This window comes from Halorubrum sp. B52, assembly GCF_059752555.1.
In genome coordinates this window covers 559,307-574,565 of sequence record NZ_MWTG01000009.1, presented here as the reverse complement: position 1 = coordinate 574,565, position 15,259 = coordinate 559,307, and the positions used below count along the sequence as shown (strand labels likewise).

18 protein-coding genes and 2 tRNA genes are annotated in these 15,259 nt (G+C 70.6%); 8 read left to right on the top strand and 12 right to left on the bottom strand.

All coding sequences use genetic code 11. The annotated features are described in order from the left end of the window. Window positions 1-27: 27 nt before the first annotated feature. The 4 genes from B4V04_RS11480 to B4V04_RS11465 form a co-directional block, all read right to left on the bottom strand. Entirely contained in the window at window positions 28-573 is a 546-nt protein-coding gene (locus B4V04_RS11480; protein ID WP_498231735.1) for a DUF1684 domain-containing protein, read from the bottom strand. Between the two features lie 85 nt (window positions 574-658). Next, on the bottom strand, window positions 659-1,360 hold the full coding sequence (locus B4V04_RS11475) for a helix-turn-helix domain-containing protein (RefSeq protein WP_498231734.1): 702 nt from the start codon (window positions 1,358-1,360) through the stop codon (window positions 659-661). Window positions 1,361-1,482: 122 nt separating this feature from the next. Further along, on the bottom strand, window positions 1,483-1,761 hold the full coding sequence (locus tag B4V04_RS11470) for a DUF7521 family protein (RefSeq protein WP_498231732.1): 279 nt from the start codon (window positions 1,759-1,761) through the stop codon (window positions 1,483-1,485). Next, entirely contained in the window at window positions 1,758-2,156 is a 399-nt protein-coding gene (locus tag B4V04_RS11465; RefSeq protein WP_498231731.1) for a helix-turn-helix domain-containing protein, read from the bottom strand. The genes B4V04_RS11470 and B4V04_RS11465 overlap by 4 nt, the downstream gene beginning before the upstream one ends. Window positions 2,157-2,285: 129 nt before the next feature. Between B4V04_RS11465 and B4V04_RS11460 the strand changes: the two genes are divergently transcribed. From B4V04_RS11460 to rnhB, 3 genes are all read left to right on the top strand, one after another. Next, on the top strand, window positions 2,286-3,920 hold the full coding sequence (locus B4V04_RS11460) for a potassium channel family protein (protein WP_498231729.1): 1,635 nt from the start codon (window positions 2,286-2,288) through the stop codon (window positions 3,918-3,920). A gap of 148 nt (window positions 3,921-4,068) precedes the next feature. Then, window positions 4,069-4,440: a 30S ribosomal protein S8e gene (locus B4V04_RS11455; protein ID WP_144797511.1), complete on the top strand. Its 372-nt coding sequence runs from the start codon at window positions 4,069-4,071 to the stop codon at window positions 4,438-4,440. Window positions 4,441-4,495: 55 nt separating this feature from the next. After that, window positions 4,496-5,221 (top strand): ribonuclease HII, encoded by a 726-nt coding sequence (gene rnhB / locus B4V04_RS11450; protein WP_498231727.1) that lies wholly within the window; start codon window positions 4,496-4,498, stop codon window positions 5,219-5,221. A gap of 7 nt (window positions 5,222-5,228) precedes the next feature. Here rnhB and B4V04_RS11445 read toward each other — a convergent pair whose 3' ends face one another. The 3 genes from B4V04_RS11445 to secF form a co-directional block, all read right to left on the bottom strand. Then, on the bottom strand, window positions 5,229-5,981 hold the full coding sequence (locus B4V04_RS11445; protein ID WP_498231725.1) for a TMEM165/GDT1 family protein: 753 nt from the start codon (window positions 5,979-5,981) through the stop codon (window positions 5,229-5,231). Window positions 5,982-6,192: 211 nt separating this feature from the next. Continuing rightward, window positions 6,193-7,794 (bottom strand): preprotein translocase subunit SecD, encoded by a 1,602-nt coding sequence (locus tag B4V04_RS11440; RefSeq protein ID WP_144797518.1) that lies wholly within the window; start codon window positions 7,792-7,794, stop codon window positions 6,193-6,195. Beyond that, the gene (gene secF / locus B4V04_RS11435) at window positions 7,794-8,675 is read right to left on the bottom strand and encodes a protein translocase subunit SecF (RefSeq protein ID WP_144797520.1); all 882 of its coding nucleotides are present in this window, start codon (window positions 8,673-8,675) and stop codon (window positions 7,794-7,796) included. Before secF ends, B4V04_RS11440 begins: the two co-directional genes overlap by 1 nt. Before the next feature lie 159 nt (window positions 8,676-8,834). Between secF and B4V04_RS11430 the strand changes: the two genes are divergently transcribed. Further along, a complete protein-coding gene (locus B4V04_RS11430) occupies window positions 8,835-9,239 on the top strand; it encodes a DUF7968 family protein (RefSeq protein ID WP_498231722.1) in 405 nt (134 codons plus the stop codon). A gap of 1 nt (window position 9,240) precedes the next feature. On the opposite strand, the gene B4V04_RS11425 is transcribed toward B4V04_RS11430, so the two are convergent. After that, window positions 9,241-9,729, bottom strand: coding sequence for a DUF5812 family protein (locus B4V04_RS11425; RefSeq protein WP_144797524.1), 489 nt, complete (start codon window positions 9,727-9,729; stop codon window positions 9,241-9,243). A 44-nt stretch (window positions 9,730-9,773) separates the two neighbouring features. Then, entirely contained in the window at window positions 9,774-10,346 is a 573-nt protein-coding gene (locus B4V04_RS11420) for a DUF8056 family protein (RefSeq protein ID WP_144797526.1), read from the bottom strand. A gap of 82 nt (window positions 10,347-10,428) precedes the next feature. On the opposite strand from B4V04_RS11420, the gene B4V04_RS11415 reads away from it, so the two are divergent. After that, window positions 10,429-11,109, top strand: coding sequence for an undecaprenyl diphosphate synthase family protein (locus tag B4V04_RS11415; protein WP_498231719.1), 681 nt, complete (start codon window positions 10,429-10,431; stop codon window positions 11,107-11,109). A gap of 83 nt (window positions 11,110-11,192) precedes the next feature. Here B4V04_RS11415 and B4V04_RS11410 read toward each other — a convergent pair whose 3' ends face one another. The 3 genes from B4V04_RS11410 to B4V04_RS11400 all read right to left on the bottom strand — a co-directional run bounded on the left by B4V04_RS11410 (window position 11,193) and on the right by B4V04_RS11400 (window position 13,523). Further along, entirely contained in the window at window positions 11,193-12,359 is a 1,167-nt protein-coding gene (locus B4V04_RS11410) for an inorganic phosphate transporter (protein ID WP_498231717.1), read from the bottom strand. Between the two features lie 291 nt (window positions 12,360-12,650). Then, window positions 12,651-12,721 (bottom strand) — tRNA-Gly (locus B4V04_RS11405). Between the two features lie 88 nt (window positions 12,722-12,809). Continuing rightward, window positions 12,810-13,523, bottom strand: coding sequence for an enoyl-CoA hydratase/isomerase family protein (locus tag B4V04_RS11400; RefSeq protein WP_498231715.1), 714 nt, complete (start codon window positions 13,521-13,523; stop codon window positions 12,810-12,812). A 59-nt stretch (window positions 13,524-13,582) separates the two neighbouring features. Here B4V04_RS11400 and B4V04_RS11395 point away from each other — a divergent pair, with 59 nt between their 5' ends. The 3 genes from B4V04_RS11395 to B4V04_RS11385 all read left to right on the top strand — a co-directional run bounded on the left by B4V04_RS11395 (window position 13,583) and on the right by B4V04_RS11385 (window position 15,195). Further along, window positions 13,583-14,248 carry a DUF7114 family protein gene (locus B4V04_RS11395; protein WP_498231713.1) on the top strand — a complete coding sequence of 222 codons (666 nt, stop codon included), beginning with the start codon at window positions 13,583-13,585 and terminating at the stop codon, window positions 14,246-14,248. 110 nt (window positions 14,249-14,358) lie between these two features. Beyond that, a tRNA-Thr gene (locus B4V04_RS11390) sits at window positions 14,359-14,430 on the top strand. Window positions 14,431-14,496: 66 nt separating this feature from the next. Next, window positions 14,497-15,195 (top strand): haloacid dehalogenase type II, encoded by a 699-nt coding sequence (locus B4V04_RS11385; protein WP_498231711.1) that lies wholly within the window; start codon window positions 14,497-14,499, stop codon window positions 15,193-15,195. Window positions 15,196-15,259 lie beyond the last annotated feature (64 nt).

Here is a 15,259-nt window from a genome sequence, read left to right as displayed (position 1 = left end):
CGGCGGGACGCGTCGCCACCGAGCCGACTACTCGACGTCCGGCGCGCGTTCGCCGGCCGGGACGACGATCTCGAGCCAGTTCTCCTCGGGCGGGAGCGGACAGGCGAACGTCTCGCTGTACGCGCAGAAGGGGTTGTACGCGAGGTTGAAATCGAGGACGACGACGTCGCCGTCGGCGAGCTCCCCCTCCGGCTCCAGCTCCATGTATCGGCCCTGGTGGTACGTCTGCTGCCCGGTCGTCTTGTCGCGGAAGGGGACGAAGATCGCGCCGTCCTCGCCCTCCTGACGGTAGCCGGCGAGCGCGTGCTCCTCGCCGTCGACCTCGAAGGCGAAGGTGACGACCCGGAGGTACCGGACCGGGTTGCTCGCGGTGGTCTCCATCTCGACGGGTTCGGGGTCGTCGTGGACCGTCACGGTCGCCTCGACGCGGTAGTCGTCGTCGGGCGGGAAGTAGTCGAGCCCCTCGAACCCGTCGCGGTGCTCGGGCGGGATCGGCGACTGCGGGTGGTCGGCGAAGAACTCGTCCTTCTCGCGGCGGTTGGCGCGGAGCCGCTCGGCGTACTCGTCGGTCATACCCGGCGAAAGGAGCGCCGGCGGTTTCAGGGCCGCGGTTCGGTCGGGTCGGCGCCGAAACCCACGACGTCCCGCGCCGGGGCGCTCACAGCGCCTGCAGATCGGCGAGGCAGTCGTCGAGGTCGCGGGTCGACGTCGCCAGCGAGAAGCGGTCGACGCGCGCGAGGTCGGCGGCGTGGTCCCAGAGGTCCTCGGCCTCGATCCCGTGGAGGACGACCGCGTTCGGCGTCGGGCTCACGACCCGCAGCGCGACCAGCGGCGACTCGCCGCGGGTCACCCCCGTGAACACGAGCGCGCGGTTCGTCGACTGGCCGTAGAGGCGGTAGAACTCCTCGCTGGAGAGCCGCGTGATCGCCTCGATGGAGTTGATCACGGTGTGGCCGTTGACGCGGTCCTGGTCGCCGCGGACGACCTCGGTGGCGTCCATCGCCTCGTAGAACTCCTCGACCGGCACCGCGGTCGAGTACTCGCGGAGGTCGTGGACGATGTCGCTCTCGAACCCCGCCGAGAGCACGCGGGCGTACTGGCGGAGGCGCCCGCCGCCGCGCCGCTCGTCGATGTCGAGGAGGCCCTCGACGATCCGGCGCACGACGCCGATCCCCGGGCTCTCGCGGCGTCCGCTCTCGTAGTCGGAGATCACGGACGAGGAGATCTCGAGCTGTTCGGCGAGCTCGGTCTGCGAGACGTCGAAGTCGGTCCGCCACTTCCGGAGCGTCGCCCCGGGATCGTCGCTGAGCGTTATCTCGCCGGCGATCCGGCGGGAGAGCTCCTCGCGTGCGTCGCTCATTAGGCGGTCCGAGGGCGGAGCGGCGCAAAAGGCTACCGAAAGCGGGGTTCGTCGAACGTCGACAGTCGTCGCGGGGCCGTCGCGGAGCCGACGGCCGGACCGAGAGTGCGACGCGAGCGGGATTACTCCACGTACAGCGAGTAGACGATGACGCCGAAGCCGACCGCGGTCAGCAGGCTGTTGATCGCGATCCCCACGGCCAGATCGGACCCGATGACTTGGTGAGAGACCCCGCCGATGAGCGCGCCGACGGTGACGATACCGAACCCGAGTCCGAGCGCGCGCAGCGAGGGGTCGCCGGTCCTGCCGTACGCGCGGAGCGCGTAGTAAGTGATGCTGCCACCGAGCACGAGGATGGCGGTCTTTGCCACGATGATGGCGAGGTCGATGTGCGTTGTCATGTTTCCTCTCGCAGTTCCGACCAGAGGTCGGCCAGCCGTTCGTCCCGAGTGCGCTCCGGGCGGGAGAACTCGACGGCGAGCTCGCGGCGCGCGTCCGCCTCGTCGTCCGCGCCGTCGATCGAGACCGTCACGGAGTCGAACGAGACGGAGTAGCGCGTCGTGTGCTGTCCGTCGCGGCGGATGTCCGTCGACTCCCGGAGCAGGGAGGCGTCGGTGAGCTTCTCCAGCTTCCGATACGTCGTCGACAGGGGGATGTCGCACTCCTCGGAGAGGTCGCTCGCCGTCTTCGGTTCGGTGAGCGCCGTCAGGATCCGGCGCGCGGCGTCGTCGGCCAACGCGTCCAGCACGTCGTCGACCGACGGCGGATCCTCCTCGCGCGACGGGTCCCGCACCATGTCCTACCGTTGGTACCCCCCGTGTCTTAAACCATCGAACTTCGGCCCGGCCGCGCTCGCGCTCGCAACCCCGCCGTCGCGCGGCCGGACGCCGCCCGTTTTTGTGGGTGGACGGCGTACGACGGGTCGATGGACTCGTGGAAGCGCCGCGTCGTCGGGTACTTCGGCTTCGTCCTCTTCGTGCTGATCTTCACCGCGGTCGTCTACCGCTACGGGATGCGGGTGTACGAGGGCGACCCGCGCACGATGATCGAGGCGCTGCGCTTCTCGGTCGAGATGTTCACCACCACCGGGTTCGGCGGAGACTCCCCGTGGGAGAGCCAACAGCTGAACGCCTTCATCGCCGTGATGGACCTCGTCGGCATGGTGCTGCTGATCGGCGCGCTGCCGGTCGTGGTGACGCCGCTGTTGGAGGAGGCGTTCTCGACGACCGCCCCCCGGTCGCTGGACGAGGACCTGTCCGACCACGTCGTCGTCTGTTCGGACACCTCGCGGTCGGCGGCGCTCATCGCGGAGTTCGACTCCCACGGGATCCCCTACGTGATCGTCGAACCCGACGACGATCGCGCCGTGCGGCTCCACGAGGGGGGCCGGACCGTGATCCGCGCCGACCCGGAGTCGACGGACGGGCTGGCGGCCGCGAACCTCGCCGACGCGCGGGCGCTGGTGACGGACGTCTCCGACCAGGTGGACGCGAGCATCGTGCTCGCCGCGAAGGAGTTGGCCCCGGACGTGCGCGTGGTCAGCGTCGTCGAGGACCCGGAGCGCGAGCGATACCACCGGCTCGCCGGCGCGGACGAGGTGCTCTCGCCGCGGTCGCTGCTCGGCGAGAGCCTCGCCGCGAAGGTGACGACCGCGCTCCAGACCGACCTCGGCGAGGCGGTCGCCATCGGCGACTCCCTCCGACTCGCGGAGGTGTCGGTCCCGCACGGGAGCCGCCTCGCCGGGTCGACGCTGGGCGACAGCGGGATCCGCGAGCGCGCCGGCGTCAACGTCATCGGCGCGTGGTTCAACGGCGAGTTCGACGCGGCGCCCCCGCCGGACGCGACGCTGTCGGCCGGGACGGTCCTGCTCGTCTCCGGGCGGCCGGACCAGCTGGAGCGGCTCGTCGAGCTGACGAACTCCGCCACGCGGCGGTTCGGCGCGGGCGAGACGGTGGTGATCGGGTACGGACAGGTCGGGCGGGCGGTCGCCGAGACGGTCGCCGACGCCGACCTGCCCGTCACGGTCGTGGACCTGAAGGACGCCGAGGGCGTCGACGTGGTCGGCGACGCGACCGATCCGGAGACGCTGCGCGCCGCCGGCGTCGAGGCGGCGCAGACGGTCGTGCTCGCGCTCCCGGACGACACGACGACGGAGTTCACGACGCTCGTGGTCCGCGACCTGGCGCCGAACACGCAGGTGCTCGCCCGCGTCGAGGACGCCGCGAGCGTCCGGAAGATGCACCGGGCGGGCGCCGACTACGTCCTCTCGCTCGCGACCGTCACCGGGCGGCTGTCCGCCTCGACCGTCATCGAGGACCGCGACGTGCTCTCGCTCGACCAGCAGATAGAGGTCGTCAGGAGGCGCGTGCCGCGGCTCGCCGGGCGGACGCTCGGCCGGGCGAACGTGCGAGAGACCACCGGCTGCACCGTCATCGCCATCGAGCGCGACGGGGAGACCCTGACCGACATCGGTCCCGACACCCGAATCGGGGCGGACGACGAACTCGTCGTCGTCGGCACCGACGAGGGGATCCGGTCGTTCGAGCGCCGGTTCGCGTGACCGCGTTCGTCGGTTCGCGTGACCGCGTTCGTCGGTTCACGCGGACTCGCGTGCGTCGCGCCGTCACGCCCCCTCGGACCCGTCACGGGCCGGCTCGCCGCCGAGACGAGTCGAACGCTTCAAGTATTCGCTGGCTGTTCGTACCTGTATGAAAGACCAGGGACGCTCCACGCGCAAGCGGACGGGCGGTCGACTCAAGCACGCCTCGAACAAGAAGCGCCACCAGCTCGGCCGCGAGCCCGCCGAGACCACCGTCGGCGAGACGCGGGTCCAGTACATCGACTCCCGCGGCACGGAGAAGAAGGTCCGCGCGCTCTCGACGAACGTCGCGCAGGTCGCCGACGGCGGCGAGGTCAGCGAGGCCGAGATCGAGAACGTCGTCGACAACCCCTCGAACGTCAACTACGCCCGCCGGAACATCGTCACCAAGGGCGCCGTCATCGACACCTCCGCCGGCCGCGCCCGCGTCACCTCGCGCCCCGGCCAGACCGGACAGGTCAACGCCGTCCTCATCGACTGAGTCCGCCCCGGCCGCTTTCTGAACGTATTTACCCCTCGCCGACGACGAGCGACGCGTGTACCTCGGCGTCGACGAGGCCGGCAAGGGGCCCGTGCTCGGACCGATGGTCGCCGCGGCCGTGCTCGCGACCCCGGCGAGCCTCCCGGCCGACGTCGACGACTCGAAACGGCTCTCTCCCGATCGGCGCGAGGCGATGGCCGCGGCGATCCGCGGAAGCGACCGCGTCGCCGTCGGCGTCGCGTTCGTCGAACCGGCCGAGATCGACCGGCCCGACACCGACATGAACACGCTCACGGTGCGCGGCCAGGCGCGGGCGGTGCGGGCCGCGCTCGCCGAGATCGGGGAGATCTCCGGCGAGGAGCCTCCCGAGGAACCGGTCCGCGTCGTCGCCGACGCGGGCGACACCAGCGAGGCGCGGTTCGCGCGTCGGCTCGGGGGGTTCGTCCGAGGGGACGGCGACTCGACTGACGCCGACACCGACGCCGCCCTCCCCGCTGTCGACGTCGAGGCCTTCCACGGCGCCGACGAGGACGATCCGGTCGTCGGCGCGGCGAGCGTGGTCGCGAAGGTGGCCCGCGACGCCCGGATGGCCGCGATCGACGACCGGTATCCGGGATACGACGGCGTCGGGAGCGGCTACCCGAGCGACCCGACGACGCGGTCGTTCCTGCGGGCGTACGTCGCCGACAACGGCGACGTCCCGGACTGCGCCCGCCGGTCGTGGGCGACCTGCGACGACGCGTTGGCGGCCGCCGAGCAGTCGGGGCTCGACGAGTTCTAGACGGCGTTTACACGAGCGTCGAGACCGCCCCGCTCACGGCGCCGATGAACGTCTCCCAGACCGAGAAGCCGGCGACGATCGAGAGGACCGTGTCGGCGCCGAAGAAGGCGAACAGCGCCGCGGAGGCGATGTGCGCGCGCCGCACGTCGAAGCGGTGGGCGAACGTGTGGAAGAAGTAGGCGTTCGCGAGGCTGATCGGGATGATCGCGAGCATCTCGCCGACCCAGATCGCGGAGGTCGCCCCGTACTGCACCGCCAGCCCGATCGTGACCAGCTGCGTCTTGTCGCCGAACTCGCCGGTGGCCATGAGCACGAAGATCGGAAGGAAGCCGCCGAGCGACCCCTCGAACCGGTCGAGCGGGCCGGGGAGCGTCACCGAGTCGAGGTCGGCGTAGTCGGCGTCGACCGTCGGGGAATCCGACGGCTCGGCGTCGGCGACCGTCGCCGCCGTGCCGCCGTCGCTGGACGCGACCCGATCGGTGTCGCGCTCGGGCATCGACCGGTACAACAGATAGGCGAAGACGAAGAACAGGGCCGCAGTCACGGCGTCGAGGACGACGCCCGGCAGCGCCGACTGGAGCGCCTGTCCGAAGGCGATCTCGACCGCGGTCCAGCCGGCGAACGCCGACCCGGCGGCCGCGACGACCACCTTCGGGTCGTACCGCGTCGACAGCGCGGCGATCATGAACTGCACCTTCTCGCCCGGGAGCACGGCGATCTGGGCCGCGAACGCGACGATCAGGATCTCGGTGTAGGTCATGCGTTCCCGTCCTCCCGACGCTCGTCGGTCGAGCCCCTCGCCCCGAGGCGGCCGCCCGTCGTCATGGTCGGTTTAGAGGAGTCTAAATTAAGAGTTTGTCGGCTTCTCGTCCCCATCGACGGATCGAACGACGCGGCGGAAAGGGGGTAGTGGCAGGACGGAGCGACGGCGCGGCGGCGAGTCAGCGAGACGGGACCGCCGCCGCGTCGGCTCACCGGATCGTCAGCAGACGGCGGAGGATGTCGCCGTAGGCGGGGCGCGTGATCAGGACGCCGATCAGGACGCCGAGGATGGTGAAGATCGCGAACCCGGAGAGGTCCCCGAGCGAGAGCACCATCAGCGGCGACATCGCGACGATCGTCGTCGCGGCGGCGGCGCCGATGACCCAGAAGGCCCGGCGGAACCGGGAGTTGAACACCTTCCGGGAGTTCACCTCGCCCTCGCTCATCACCTCGTCGGCGATGATCACGAGGTCGTCGACGCCGGTCCCGACGACCGCGATGAAGCCGGCGATGACCGCCAGCTCGATCGGGTAGCTCACCAGCGCCGCGAAGCCGAGCAGGGCGTACACCTCCGCGAGCGCCGTGACGATCATCGGCAGCGCCACCGCGGGCTCGCGGTAGCGCAGGAACACCATGCCCGCGACCGCGAACACCGCGAGGATCCCCGTCACCAGCGAGTAGTTCTTGTAGTTCTCGCCCTGCGTGGCGGAGATCGTGCTGGACGTCCCCTCGCCGCTGATGTCCAGTTCCGCCGGCAGCGCGCCGGCGCGCAGGTTGACCGAGATCTCCTGGGCCGTCGAGAACTCGTTGGTGGTCAGCTCGAAGCTCCCGCGCTCGGCCCACGAGCCGCTCGCCATGCTGTCGGCGAGCCCCGGGTCCATCCCGAAGGAGTTGACGACCTCGCCGTTGACGGTGAGCAGGAGACAGGGGTTCGAGTTGCCGAGCTCGCCCGTCTCGGGGTCGTACTCGCAGCGGTCCGCCTCCGACTGGTACGACGAGGGGAACCCGCGGTCGACGACGGCCTGCTGGAACCGCTCCGCCGGCGACGGCTGGCCGCCGGAGGCGGTGTTCCGAACGTTCACGGGCACGTACGCGCGGGTGGTCCCCTCGCGCTGGGAGGCCGTACCGATGTTCTCGAAGTCGTCCTGGATGAGCACTCCGTCGTCGACGGCGGTCCCGTTCCCGCTCGGGTACGCGATGTCGATCTGGACCGTCCCCCGCTCCTGAAGCAGGTCGACGACGTCGCTTCGTCCCTCGCCGGGCACCTCGACGAGGATGAAGTACTCGCCGGAGAGCGACTGGACCTGCTGGACGCTCCCGCCGGAGAGCCCCGCCTCGTTGATCTTACCTTCGATGATGCTCTGCGTGAGGTCGCGGGTCTCCGCGGTCACGCCGGGCCGGACGCCCTCGTAGGAGTACCCCGAGGCGTCCATCGCCGCGCGGAACTCCTCCTCGGTCACGGACGGGTCCGTGACCTCGACGGCGCGGACGTCCTCGCCGACGCTCGAGCTCACGTCGCGGAGCTGGACGTCCTCGAGCTCGTCGGCGACGGCCCGTTCGACCGTCGCGGGGTCGTCGCCGGCGAAGTCGACGCCGGTCGCGGTGTACCCCTCCAGCGGGGCCCGCACGCGGGTGCCGCCCTCCAGGTCCAGCCCGTACTGGAGGTTCGTGATCCCCTGGCTCGCCTCGCTCTGGTTCTCACCCGGCGCGGTCGCGGGCGCGAACTGCGGGGCGAATAGCGCGACCGTCGCGCCGAGCACGACGACGACGAGGAGCAGGATGCGCCAGTTGTTCTTGATCGGTTCCAACATCAGCGCTTCACCCCCTCGAACTTGTACCAGCGGAGTAGCGAGACGTTCAGCAGGTACGTGTTCATCAGGTCCGCACAGAGGCCGACCGAGAGGATGATCCCGATGTTCCGCAGGAGGTCGACGCCGAAGAGGGTCGCGACGACCGCCATCACGATCATCGCGGCCATCGACGTGAGCGTCATCGTGACCCCGGTCCGCATCGCGCGGCTCACCGACTCGTAGAAGTCGCCCGTCCGCCGCAGCACGGAGTTGTTCAACAGGATGTCTGAGTCGACGCTGTAGCCGATGATCATCAGCAGCGCCGCGATCGTCCCGAGTGTCATCTGGATCCCGAGGAGGTTCATCACCGCGACGGGGATGACCAAGTCTGAGAACGCGGAGGCGACCACCGCGAGCGAGGGGACGAACGTCCGGAACAGCGCGAACACGAGCACGCTCATCCCGAGGAACGCCAGCGCGACTCCGAACACCGCGGTCCGGGCCGTGTCGCCGGCGAAGCTCGGCGATACCTGGTCGACCGCGGTCGTGGTGAGCCCCGCGTCGTCGGCCTGTTGCTCGAGACCCTCGGCCAGTCCTTCCGGGTCCTCGTCGGCCGCGCGGAAGGTGACGACGTACACGTCGTCCGCGGGGATCGACCGGATCGAGTCGGGCTGCCTGTCGAACTCGGTTTCGATGCGTTCCTCGACGTTACCGCCGTCGTCGGCTATCCGGAGCTCGACGCCGCCCGTGAACGCCAGCCCGAGGTTCGCCGGCGCTCCCGTGACGAGATACCATCCCAGGATGATCGCGAGCGCGAGAGCGAGGACCGCGAGCGGGACCGCCACGAGCTGCCGGTTCGAGTACTCGGTGTAGTTGACCTCCGGTACCTCGATCGCTACCATAAATACCGGTTCCTGCGCGGGCGCGAATAAGCCTTCTCACTCGACCGCGAGCCGGCGGCGTCGTTCGGTCGCGAGCCGGCGATCCCGTTCGCTCCCGCCCGGGCGACCGAGACGCGGACCGCCGAAACGGACTAACCGCCGGGCGTGCTACCGTCACCCATGGATGCGCCTGAGGCCGCCCGCGTCGTCCTCTCGTACCCCGAGGGGCTCAGCGACTGGGGACGCGATCAGGTCGAGACGGACCGCTATCGGTCGTACTTCGCCCGGGTCATGGACGAGGTCGCCGTCGGCGACGTCCGCGAGGAGTTCGTCGACGTCGGCTGCTGCGGGGACAGCCTCGACGTGCCGTTCCGCGTGGAGCGGATCGAGGCCCGCGGTGGTGGCGACGACGCCGACGAGACTCGCGGCGACGACCTCGACGGCACTCGCGGCGATACCGTCGACGCCGCGGTCGTGACGAGCGAGACGACCGTCGACTACGAGACGCGCGACGGCGACGTCGACGGCGGCTGGCGGGTCCAGAGCGCGGCCGGTCCGTCGGGTTCGAACACCGAGGCCGGATGAGTCAGGGCATGTAGCGGACGCTGACGACCCCCGGCTCCGACCGGATCTCGACGCGGTTCACTCCGAGCCGAGCCGCCCGAGAGAGCGTCGCCTCGCGGTCCTCGATCACGTCGGCGACCGCGTCCTCGGTGTCCGGCTCGGGCGGCGTCAGCACGTGGACCTCGCCCTCGCCGGCGCGGGGCTCGCGGGCGAGCTCCCCCGTCGGCGTCTCCGCCGCGAGCTCGCGCTCGTGGACGGTCGGGGGCTCCTCGCTCTCCTCGATCGAGAGTGGTCGGCGCGCCGCCACCTCGATCACCCGGTACGTGACCTCCATCGGGGGGTCGGGAGCGACGGTCGCCTCCACCGCGTCGTCGACGTCGAGGCCCGGGTTCGAGCTCAGGGTGTGGACCTGTCCGTCGTGGACGTCCTTCAGCACCGCCGAGTCGCTCTCGACGTGCGTGACGAGGAACGTGCTCTCTTTTTCGTCCGTATCCGTCGGCTCGTCGGTCATTGGGCGAGATAGGCGACCGACCCTTTTCCGGGTTTCGAGCCGCGTCAGTCGTCGTCGACTGTGGGCTCGTCGGCGGCGGGATCGTCGACCGTCTCCGCGGCGCCCGCGTCGTCGGTCACGCGGAGACGGTAGTGGATCGCGAACACGACGACCGCGGCGGCGACCGGGGGAACGACGCCGACCGGTTGCGGGAGCGCGTAGAGGGCGCCGACGACGGCGGACTCGGTTGGGTCCCGGAGCGCCGCCGGCGCGGAGATCACCAGGCCGACGTACAGCGACAGGAGGAAGAGGAAGCCGCCGTACGCCATCTTCCGGTCGTACCCCGACCGGACGGGGTCGCCGCGGCGGTGGCGGCGCGCGACGAACAGAAGCGGCGCGAGCAGCGGCGCGACCGCGGCGAAGCCGGCGATCACGTACAGCGACCGCGAGAACAGGAACGTGCCGCCCTGCACGTCGGCCGTCTCCGCCATCCAGACGACGAGCGCGAGGGTGACGACCGTCGCGATCAGCCCGGCCGCGAGCGCGCCGACGACCCCGTAGACGCGCATGGTCCACGACTCGGTGTGCCGGATCGCGTAGGGGATCGCGCCGAACACCCCGCGGTAGCTGTCTGCCATCGCCTCGGCTAGGGCCGACGCCGAATTAAACCCCTCGTCGGCGGACGTGGGTTTTTAAATTCCCGCGACGGAATCGTCTCCCGTGGGCCTGTACGACGCGTACCTCGCCGTCCGCCATCGACTCCACGAGGGGGAGCCGCCGGAGCACGTCGCGATCGTCATCACCGAGCGGGACCTCCTCGTCGACGGCGCGTTCGACACCCTCGCCGAGGCGCTCGGATGGGCGCTGGAGTACGGCGCCGAGCGCGTCACCGTCTCGGTGTCGGTGCTCGACGAGTCCGTGGTCCCGACGCTCGCGCGCGAGCTCCGCCGGCTCGACGCGCCCGCCCCGTTCGTCGTGCGCGGGCCGGACGACGCCGACGTGGAGAGAAGCGTCGACCGAGAGGCGGGGAGCGCGGACGGCGACGGAGGTGGCGCCGACGACGGAACCGCCGACGGCGACGCCCCGATCAGGATCACCGTCGGACTCGGCGGGAAGGCGGAGTTCGCGGCCGCGGTCCGCGAGATCGCGAGCGACGTCGACGCCGGAACGCTCGATCCGGCGGCGATCGACGCGGACGACGTCTCCGACCGGCTCGTGTTCCCGGAGGAGCCGGACCTCGTGATCAAGACGGGCGCCGAGCGGCTCTCCGACTTCGCGATCTGGCAGTCGGTGTACGCCGAGCTCTACTTCACCGACGTGAACTGGCGCGACTTCAGGCGGCGGGATTACCTGCGCGCGGTCCTCGACTTCCAAGACCGGCAGCGGCGGTTCGGGCGGTAGGCGGTTCGGTCCGAAAGGGAGGCGGTACGGTCGGAAAGAGGGGCGGTTCGGTCGGAAAGAGAGTCGTGGAGGCGGCCCCGCGTCTACCAGACGAAGCGGAACAGCAGCGTGAACGTGACGAGCGCCCCGACCGTCGAGAGGATCGGGACGACGTTCTGCATCAGGACGACGCGCGCGCTGGTGCTCGGGTTGAACAGGTCCGACGCCGAGGGGATGTCGGTCGGGTCGCCCTCGCCGATCGGACCGGTCCCGTCCGCCTTCAGCGCGCCGACGGACACCTTCGGCTCCTTCTCCCCGCTGATCCCCTGGCGCACCGTCACGGTCCGCGTCGCGCGCCCCCAGCCGAGCCCGACGATCGACATCGTCGCGATGATGACGAACGACGCCGGGATCCCGACCGCCGAGAGGCTGATGACGATCCCGGAGGAGACGCAGGCGACGACGATCGCCGCGGTCAGCGGGAGGTCGGTGATGTCGTTGCCGAGCGTGTCGAGCGTCCGCCGGGCGATCGTGAACGCGCCGACCGCGACGGCGGCGCTCCCGAGGAGGATCATCGGCGTCATCTCTACGTTATCGAGCGCGACGAGCGGCGCGATCGCGTTCGCGATGTTCGAGGTGCCCGACGAGAACGCCATCAGACAGCCGATGGCGATGACGACGAAGCCGCCGACGAGCTCCCGGCGGGTCGTGTTCGGTCCCGGGACCGGCTTCGGGATCAGCCCGGAGCGGTCGAACTCGAACAGCGCACCCTCGGTGCTGTCGATCGCCACCCAGCTATCGATCGCCGGGTAGAAGTAGCGCCCCACGACGCCCGACACCCAGAAGCCGATGATCGGCGCGACGATCCACCAGATGGCGATCTCGCCCATCACCGCCCGGTCGAGGGTGCCCGTCGCGAGCCCGAGCCCCGCGATCGCCCCGACCGCCGTCATCGACGTCGACGCCGGGACGCCGGCGAAGTTCCCGACGAACAGCGCGCCGCCGATGAAAAAGAGGACCACGATGCTCGTCTCCAGCGTGAACACGTTGCCGCCGGTGACGAGGTCCTCCCCGAGCGTCGTCACGACCCGCTGACCGAGCGTGCCGGCCCCGATGAAGAAGAACACCGACATCAGCGCCGCGGCCCCCGACTTCGAGAGCACTCCCGACCCGACCGCCGGACCGAAGGCGGGACCGGTCGTGGCGCCCCCGATGTTGTACCCGACGAACGCCGCGACCACGAATCCGACGAGAAGTAAGACCTCAACCATATACTCGCAACAACGACGCACGCCCGGTTAAACGAACAGGTTCGCGCTCGCTGTGGCGAGGTGTTCTCGCGGTTTGATCGGCGGTCGAACGAGCTGAACGCTCCCGGCGGAAGTCAGTTCGAGAAATGCACAGGCCGAGACTCCCCGCAAGCAGGGAGGGACCGGAGGTCCCTCTTGCAGCCGGCGCGTAGCGCCGGCGACAGCGCGAGCGGGGAGTCAGGGCGGTGCGCGACCGCAGGGAGTTTGTCGAGCAGAGCGAGACAAGCGTCGACTGACGAAGTCAGTCGGAAGTGCACCGGCCGAGATTTGAACTCGGGTTGCAACCATGGCAAGGTTGCGTGATACCACTACACTACCGGTGCGTGCTTCGCACTTAGTGGTTGGTCGGAGGTTCACTTAAACCTGTCACATCGGGACGGCGCCGGGGTCGGACCGCTTCGCTCGCGCGGCTTACTCCCTCCGCGACGCCGCGATCTCCGCGCCGTGCGACCGGACGAGGGCGGCGAACGCCTCGGCCTCCGCGTCCGCCTGCGTCGCGTCGTCCCGCCTGTCGCGCACCCGGCGCTTCACGGTGCGCAGCGCGTCCGGCTTCCCGTCCGCGATCTCGTCGGCGACCGCGCGGGGGTCGTCGACGACCCGGGAGACGAGTCCGGTCCGGAGCGCCTCGTCGGCGTCGAGGACGCGGCCCGAGAGCGCGAACTCCAGGGCGTCGCCCTCGCGCATCACCCGCGGGAGGCGGACCGTGCCGCCCCACGCGCCGAAGAGCCCGAAGTCGACGCCCGGCTCGGCGAACGTCGCCGCGGGCGTGGCGACCCGGACGTCGGCCGCGAGCGCCATCTCGACTCCGCCGCCGCGGGCCGCGCCGTCGATCCCGCAGACGACGACCGTGTCCGCCGCCGCGATCGCCGCGGCGGTGCGCTGTCCCCGTCGGGCGAACGACGCCGCGTCGTCCGCGTCGGCGTCGGTGTCGAGGGCGGCGACGGCGTCGAGGTCGGCGCCGGCGCAGAAGGCGTCTCCGGCGCCGCGGAGGTAGATGACGGGCTGCTCGGCGTCGGAGACGGCGCTGCGGAGCGCGTCCAAGTCCTCGGGGCGAAGCGCGTTTCGTCGCTCCGGGCGGTCGATCGTGACGACGCGGACGCGGCCGTCGGTGCTGGTGCGGATCACGGCGTCGTATCCCGGTCGTTTCCAAAGGTCTTTGCCCTTCGCTCGACTACATCGCGGTAATGGACGATGCCGCGCGAGCGCGTGAGGCCGCTCACGAGGCGCTCGCGGACGTCGAGCCCGAGCGGCTGCGCGAGGCCCTCGAGAGCCGCATTCTGGACGCCGCCGTGACGCCCGGCGTGCTGGCGCTCGTCACGGCCCGGGCGGTCGACCCCGACGTGCGCCTCGACGGGGTCGTCGACCGGGCGGCGGGCGTACAGCTCATCTACGAGGGGCTCCGGCTCACCCGCGCGGTGGCCCACGAGGAGCCGTGGCTGACCGCGGCCACCCGCGAGACCGACATCGACGCGGACATGGACGTGCTCACGGCCGACGTGCTCGTCTCGCGCGGCTTCTCGCTGCTGGCGTGTACCGACGCCGCCACCGCGGCGGTCGAGGTCGTGCGCGCGTTCGGTCGGGACCAGACCCTCCGCGACCGCGAGGGCACCGACCCCGCGGCGGCGGCCGCGCTCGACCGGAACCTGGAGGTCGACGCCCTCGAGCTGGCGGTCGTCGCCGGCACCACGGCCGTCGGCGGCGACCCGCCCGAGGAGCTGCTGACGTACGCTCGGGAGCTGGCGGCCGACTACGACGGCGAGTTCCCGCCGCCCGGGCGCGCGCTCCCGGACGCGACCGCCGACCGGATCGCCGACATCTCCGACCGCGCCGTGAGCGCGACGGACCGGTGAGCGTCCGATCGACGAGCGCCCGGTCGCGTGACCGCGGAGCAGCCGGATCGGGGGGAGGCGGCGGCGGATCGAAACCCATAAAGTCGAATCCGGTCAACGACTGATTGCGTGCCTGGGTAGCTTAGCGGTAAAGCGCGTCCTTGGTAAGGACGAGACCCCGAGTTCAAATCTCGGCCTAGGCTTGTTCTGCCGTTCGTCGTCGTGGCCGCATTCACCACGGTTATGACGCGGGTTGGTGTACCACGACCATGGACTTCGACTCCGTCTCGACGGTGACCGTCGATTCGTACAGCACGCTCGTGGACATCGGTTCGCAGGAGGCGGTGCTCGAAGCGCACGTCGACGGCCTCGACGACGCCGAGAGCGTCTCGCAGCTGTGGCGCGCGCAGTACCTCCAGTACTCGATGATCGCGAACGACATCGACGCCTACCAGCCGTTCTGGGAGCTCATCGGGCAGGGCCTCCGATACGCGCTCGAAGCGAACGGGTACGACGTGCCGAAGGCGACCCGCGACGAGATCCGGCGCACCGTCTACGAGGACGAGCTATCGATCTTCGACGACGTCCGGGACGGGATCGGGCGGATCACCGACCTGGGGTACGAGGTGTACATCGTCTCGAACGGCTCGCCCGAGATGCTGGAGCATCTGGTCGCGGCGGCGGACCTCGGAGACGTCGTGACGGACGCGATCAGCGCGGACGAGGTCGAGACGTACAAGCCGGACGCGGGGATCTACGAGCACGCGGCGGCGCGGACCGACACGCCGATCGGGGAGATACTGCACGCCTCCGGCGGCGGGATGCGGGACGTCTGGGGCGCGAAACACGCCGGCATGTCGGCCGCGTGGGTCTCCCGTCCCGGGAAGACGCTCCCGACGGAGGAGCTGGGCCCCGAGCCGGACCTCGTCATCGAGGGGTTCCACGACCTCGCGGACCGGCTCGAGTGAGCGGTCCGGGCCGTCCGGTCGGGGCGCTTCCGACGGACGTCGCGGGCGACCGACGGCGCGCGCA

Excerpts from the sequence above, each read along its gene's own strand:
- B4V04_RS11480 (WP_498231735.1), bottom strand. The coding sequence starts at position 573 with ATGACCGACGAGTACGCCGAGCGGCTCCGCGCCAACCGCCGCGAGAAG.
- B4V04_RS11475 (WP_498231734.1), bottom strand. The coding sequence starts at position 1,360 with ATGAGCGACGCACGCGAGGAGCTCTCCCGCCGGATCGCCGGCGAGATA.
- B4V04_RS11470 (WP_498231732.1), bottom strand. The coding sequence starts at position 1,761 with ATGACAACGCACATCGACCTCGCCATCATCGTGGCAAAGACCGCCATC.
- B4V04_RS11465 (WP_498231731.1), bottom strand. The coding sequence starts at position 2,156 with ATGGTGCGGGACCCGTCGCGCGAGGAGGATCCGCCGTCGGTCGACGAC.
- B4V04_RS11460 (WP_498231729.1), top strand. The coding sequence starts at position 2,286 with ATGGACTCGTGGAAGCGCCGCGTCGTCGGGTACTTCGGCTTCGTCCTC.
- B4V04_RS11455 (WP_144797511.1), top strand. The coding sequence starts at position 4,069 with ATGAAAGACCAGGGACGCTCCACGCGCAAGCGGACGGGCGGTCGACTC.
- B4V04_RS11445 (WP_498231725.1), bottom strand. The coding sequence starts at position 5,981 with ATGACCTACACCGAGATCCTGATCGTCGCGTTCGCGGCCCAGATCGCC.
- B4V04_RS11440 (WP_144797518.1), bottom strand. The coding sequence starts at position 7,794 with ATGTTGGAACCGATCAAGAACAACTGGCGCATCCTGCTCCTCGTCGTC.
- secF (WP_144797520.1), bottom strand. The coding sequence starts at position 8,675 with ATGGTAGCGATCGAGGTACCGGAGGTCAACTACACCGAGTACTCGAAC.
- B4V04_RS11430 (WP_498231722.1), top strand. The coding sequence starts at position 8,835 with ATGGATGCGCCTGAGGCCGCCCGCGTCGTCCTCTCGTACCCCGAGGGG.
- B4V04_RS11425 (WP_144797524.1), bottom strand. The coding sequence starts at position 9,729 with ATGACCGACGAGCCGACGGATACGGACGAAAAAGAGAGCACGTTCCTC.
- B4V04_RS11420 (WP_144797526.1), bottom strand. The coding sequence starts at position 10,346 with ATGGCAGACAGCTACCGCGGGGTGTTCGGCGCGATCCCCTACGCGATC.
- B4V04_RS11410 (WP_498231717.1), bottom strand. The coding sequence starts at position 12,359 with ATGGTTGAGGTCTTACTTCTCGTCGGATTCGTGGTCGCGGCGTTCGTC.
- B4V04_RS11395 (WP_498231713.1), top strand. The coding sequence starts at position 13,583 with ATGGACGATGCCGCGCGAGCGCGTGAGGCCGCTCACGAGGCGCTCGCG.
- B4V04_RS11385 (WP_498231711.1), top strand. The coding sequence starts at position 14,497 with ATGGACTTCGACTCCGTCTCGACGGTGACCGTCGATTCGTACAGCACG.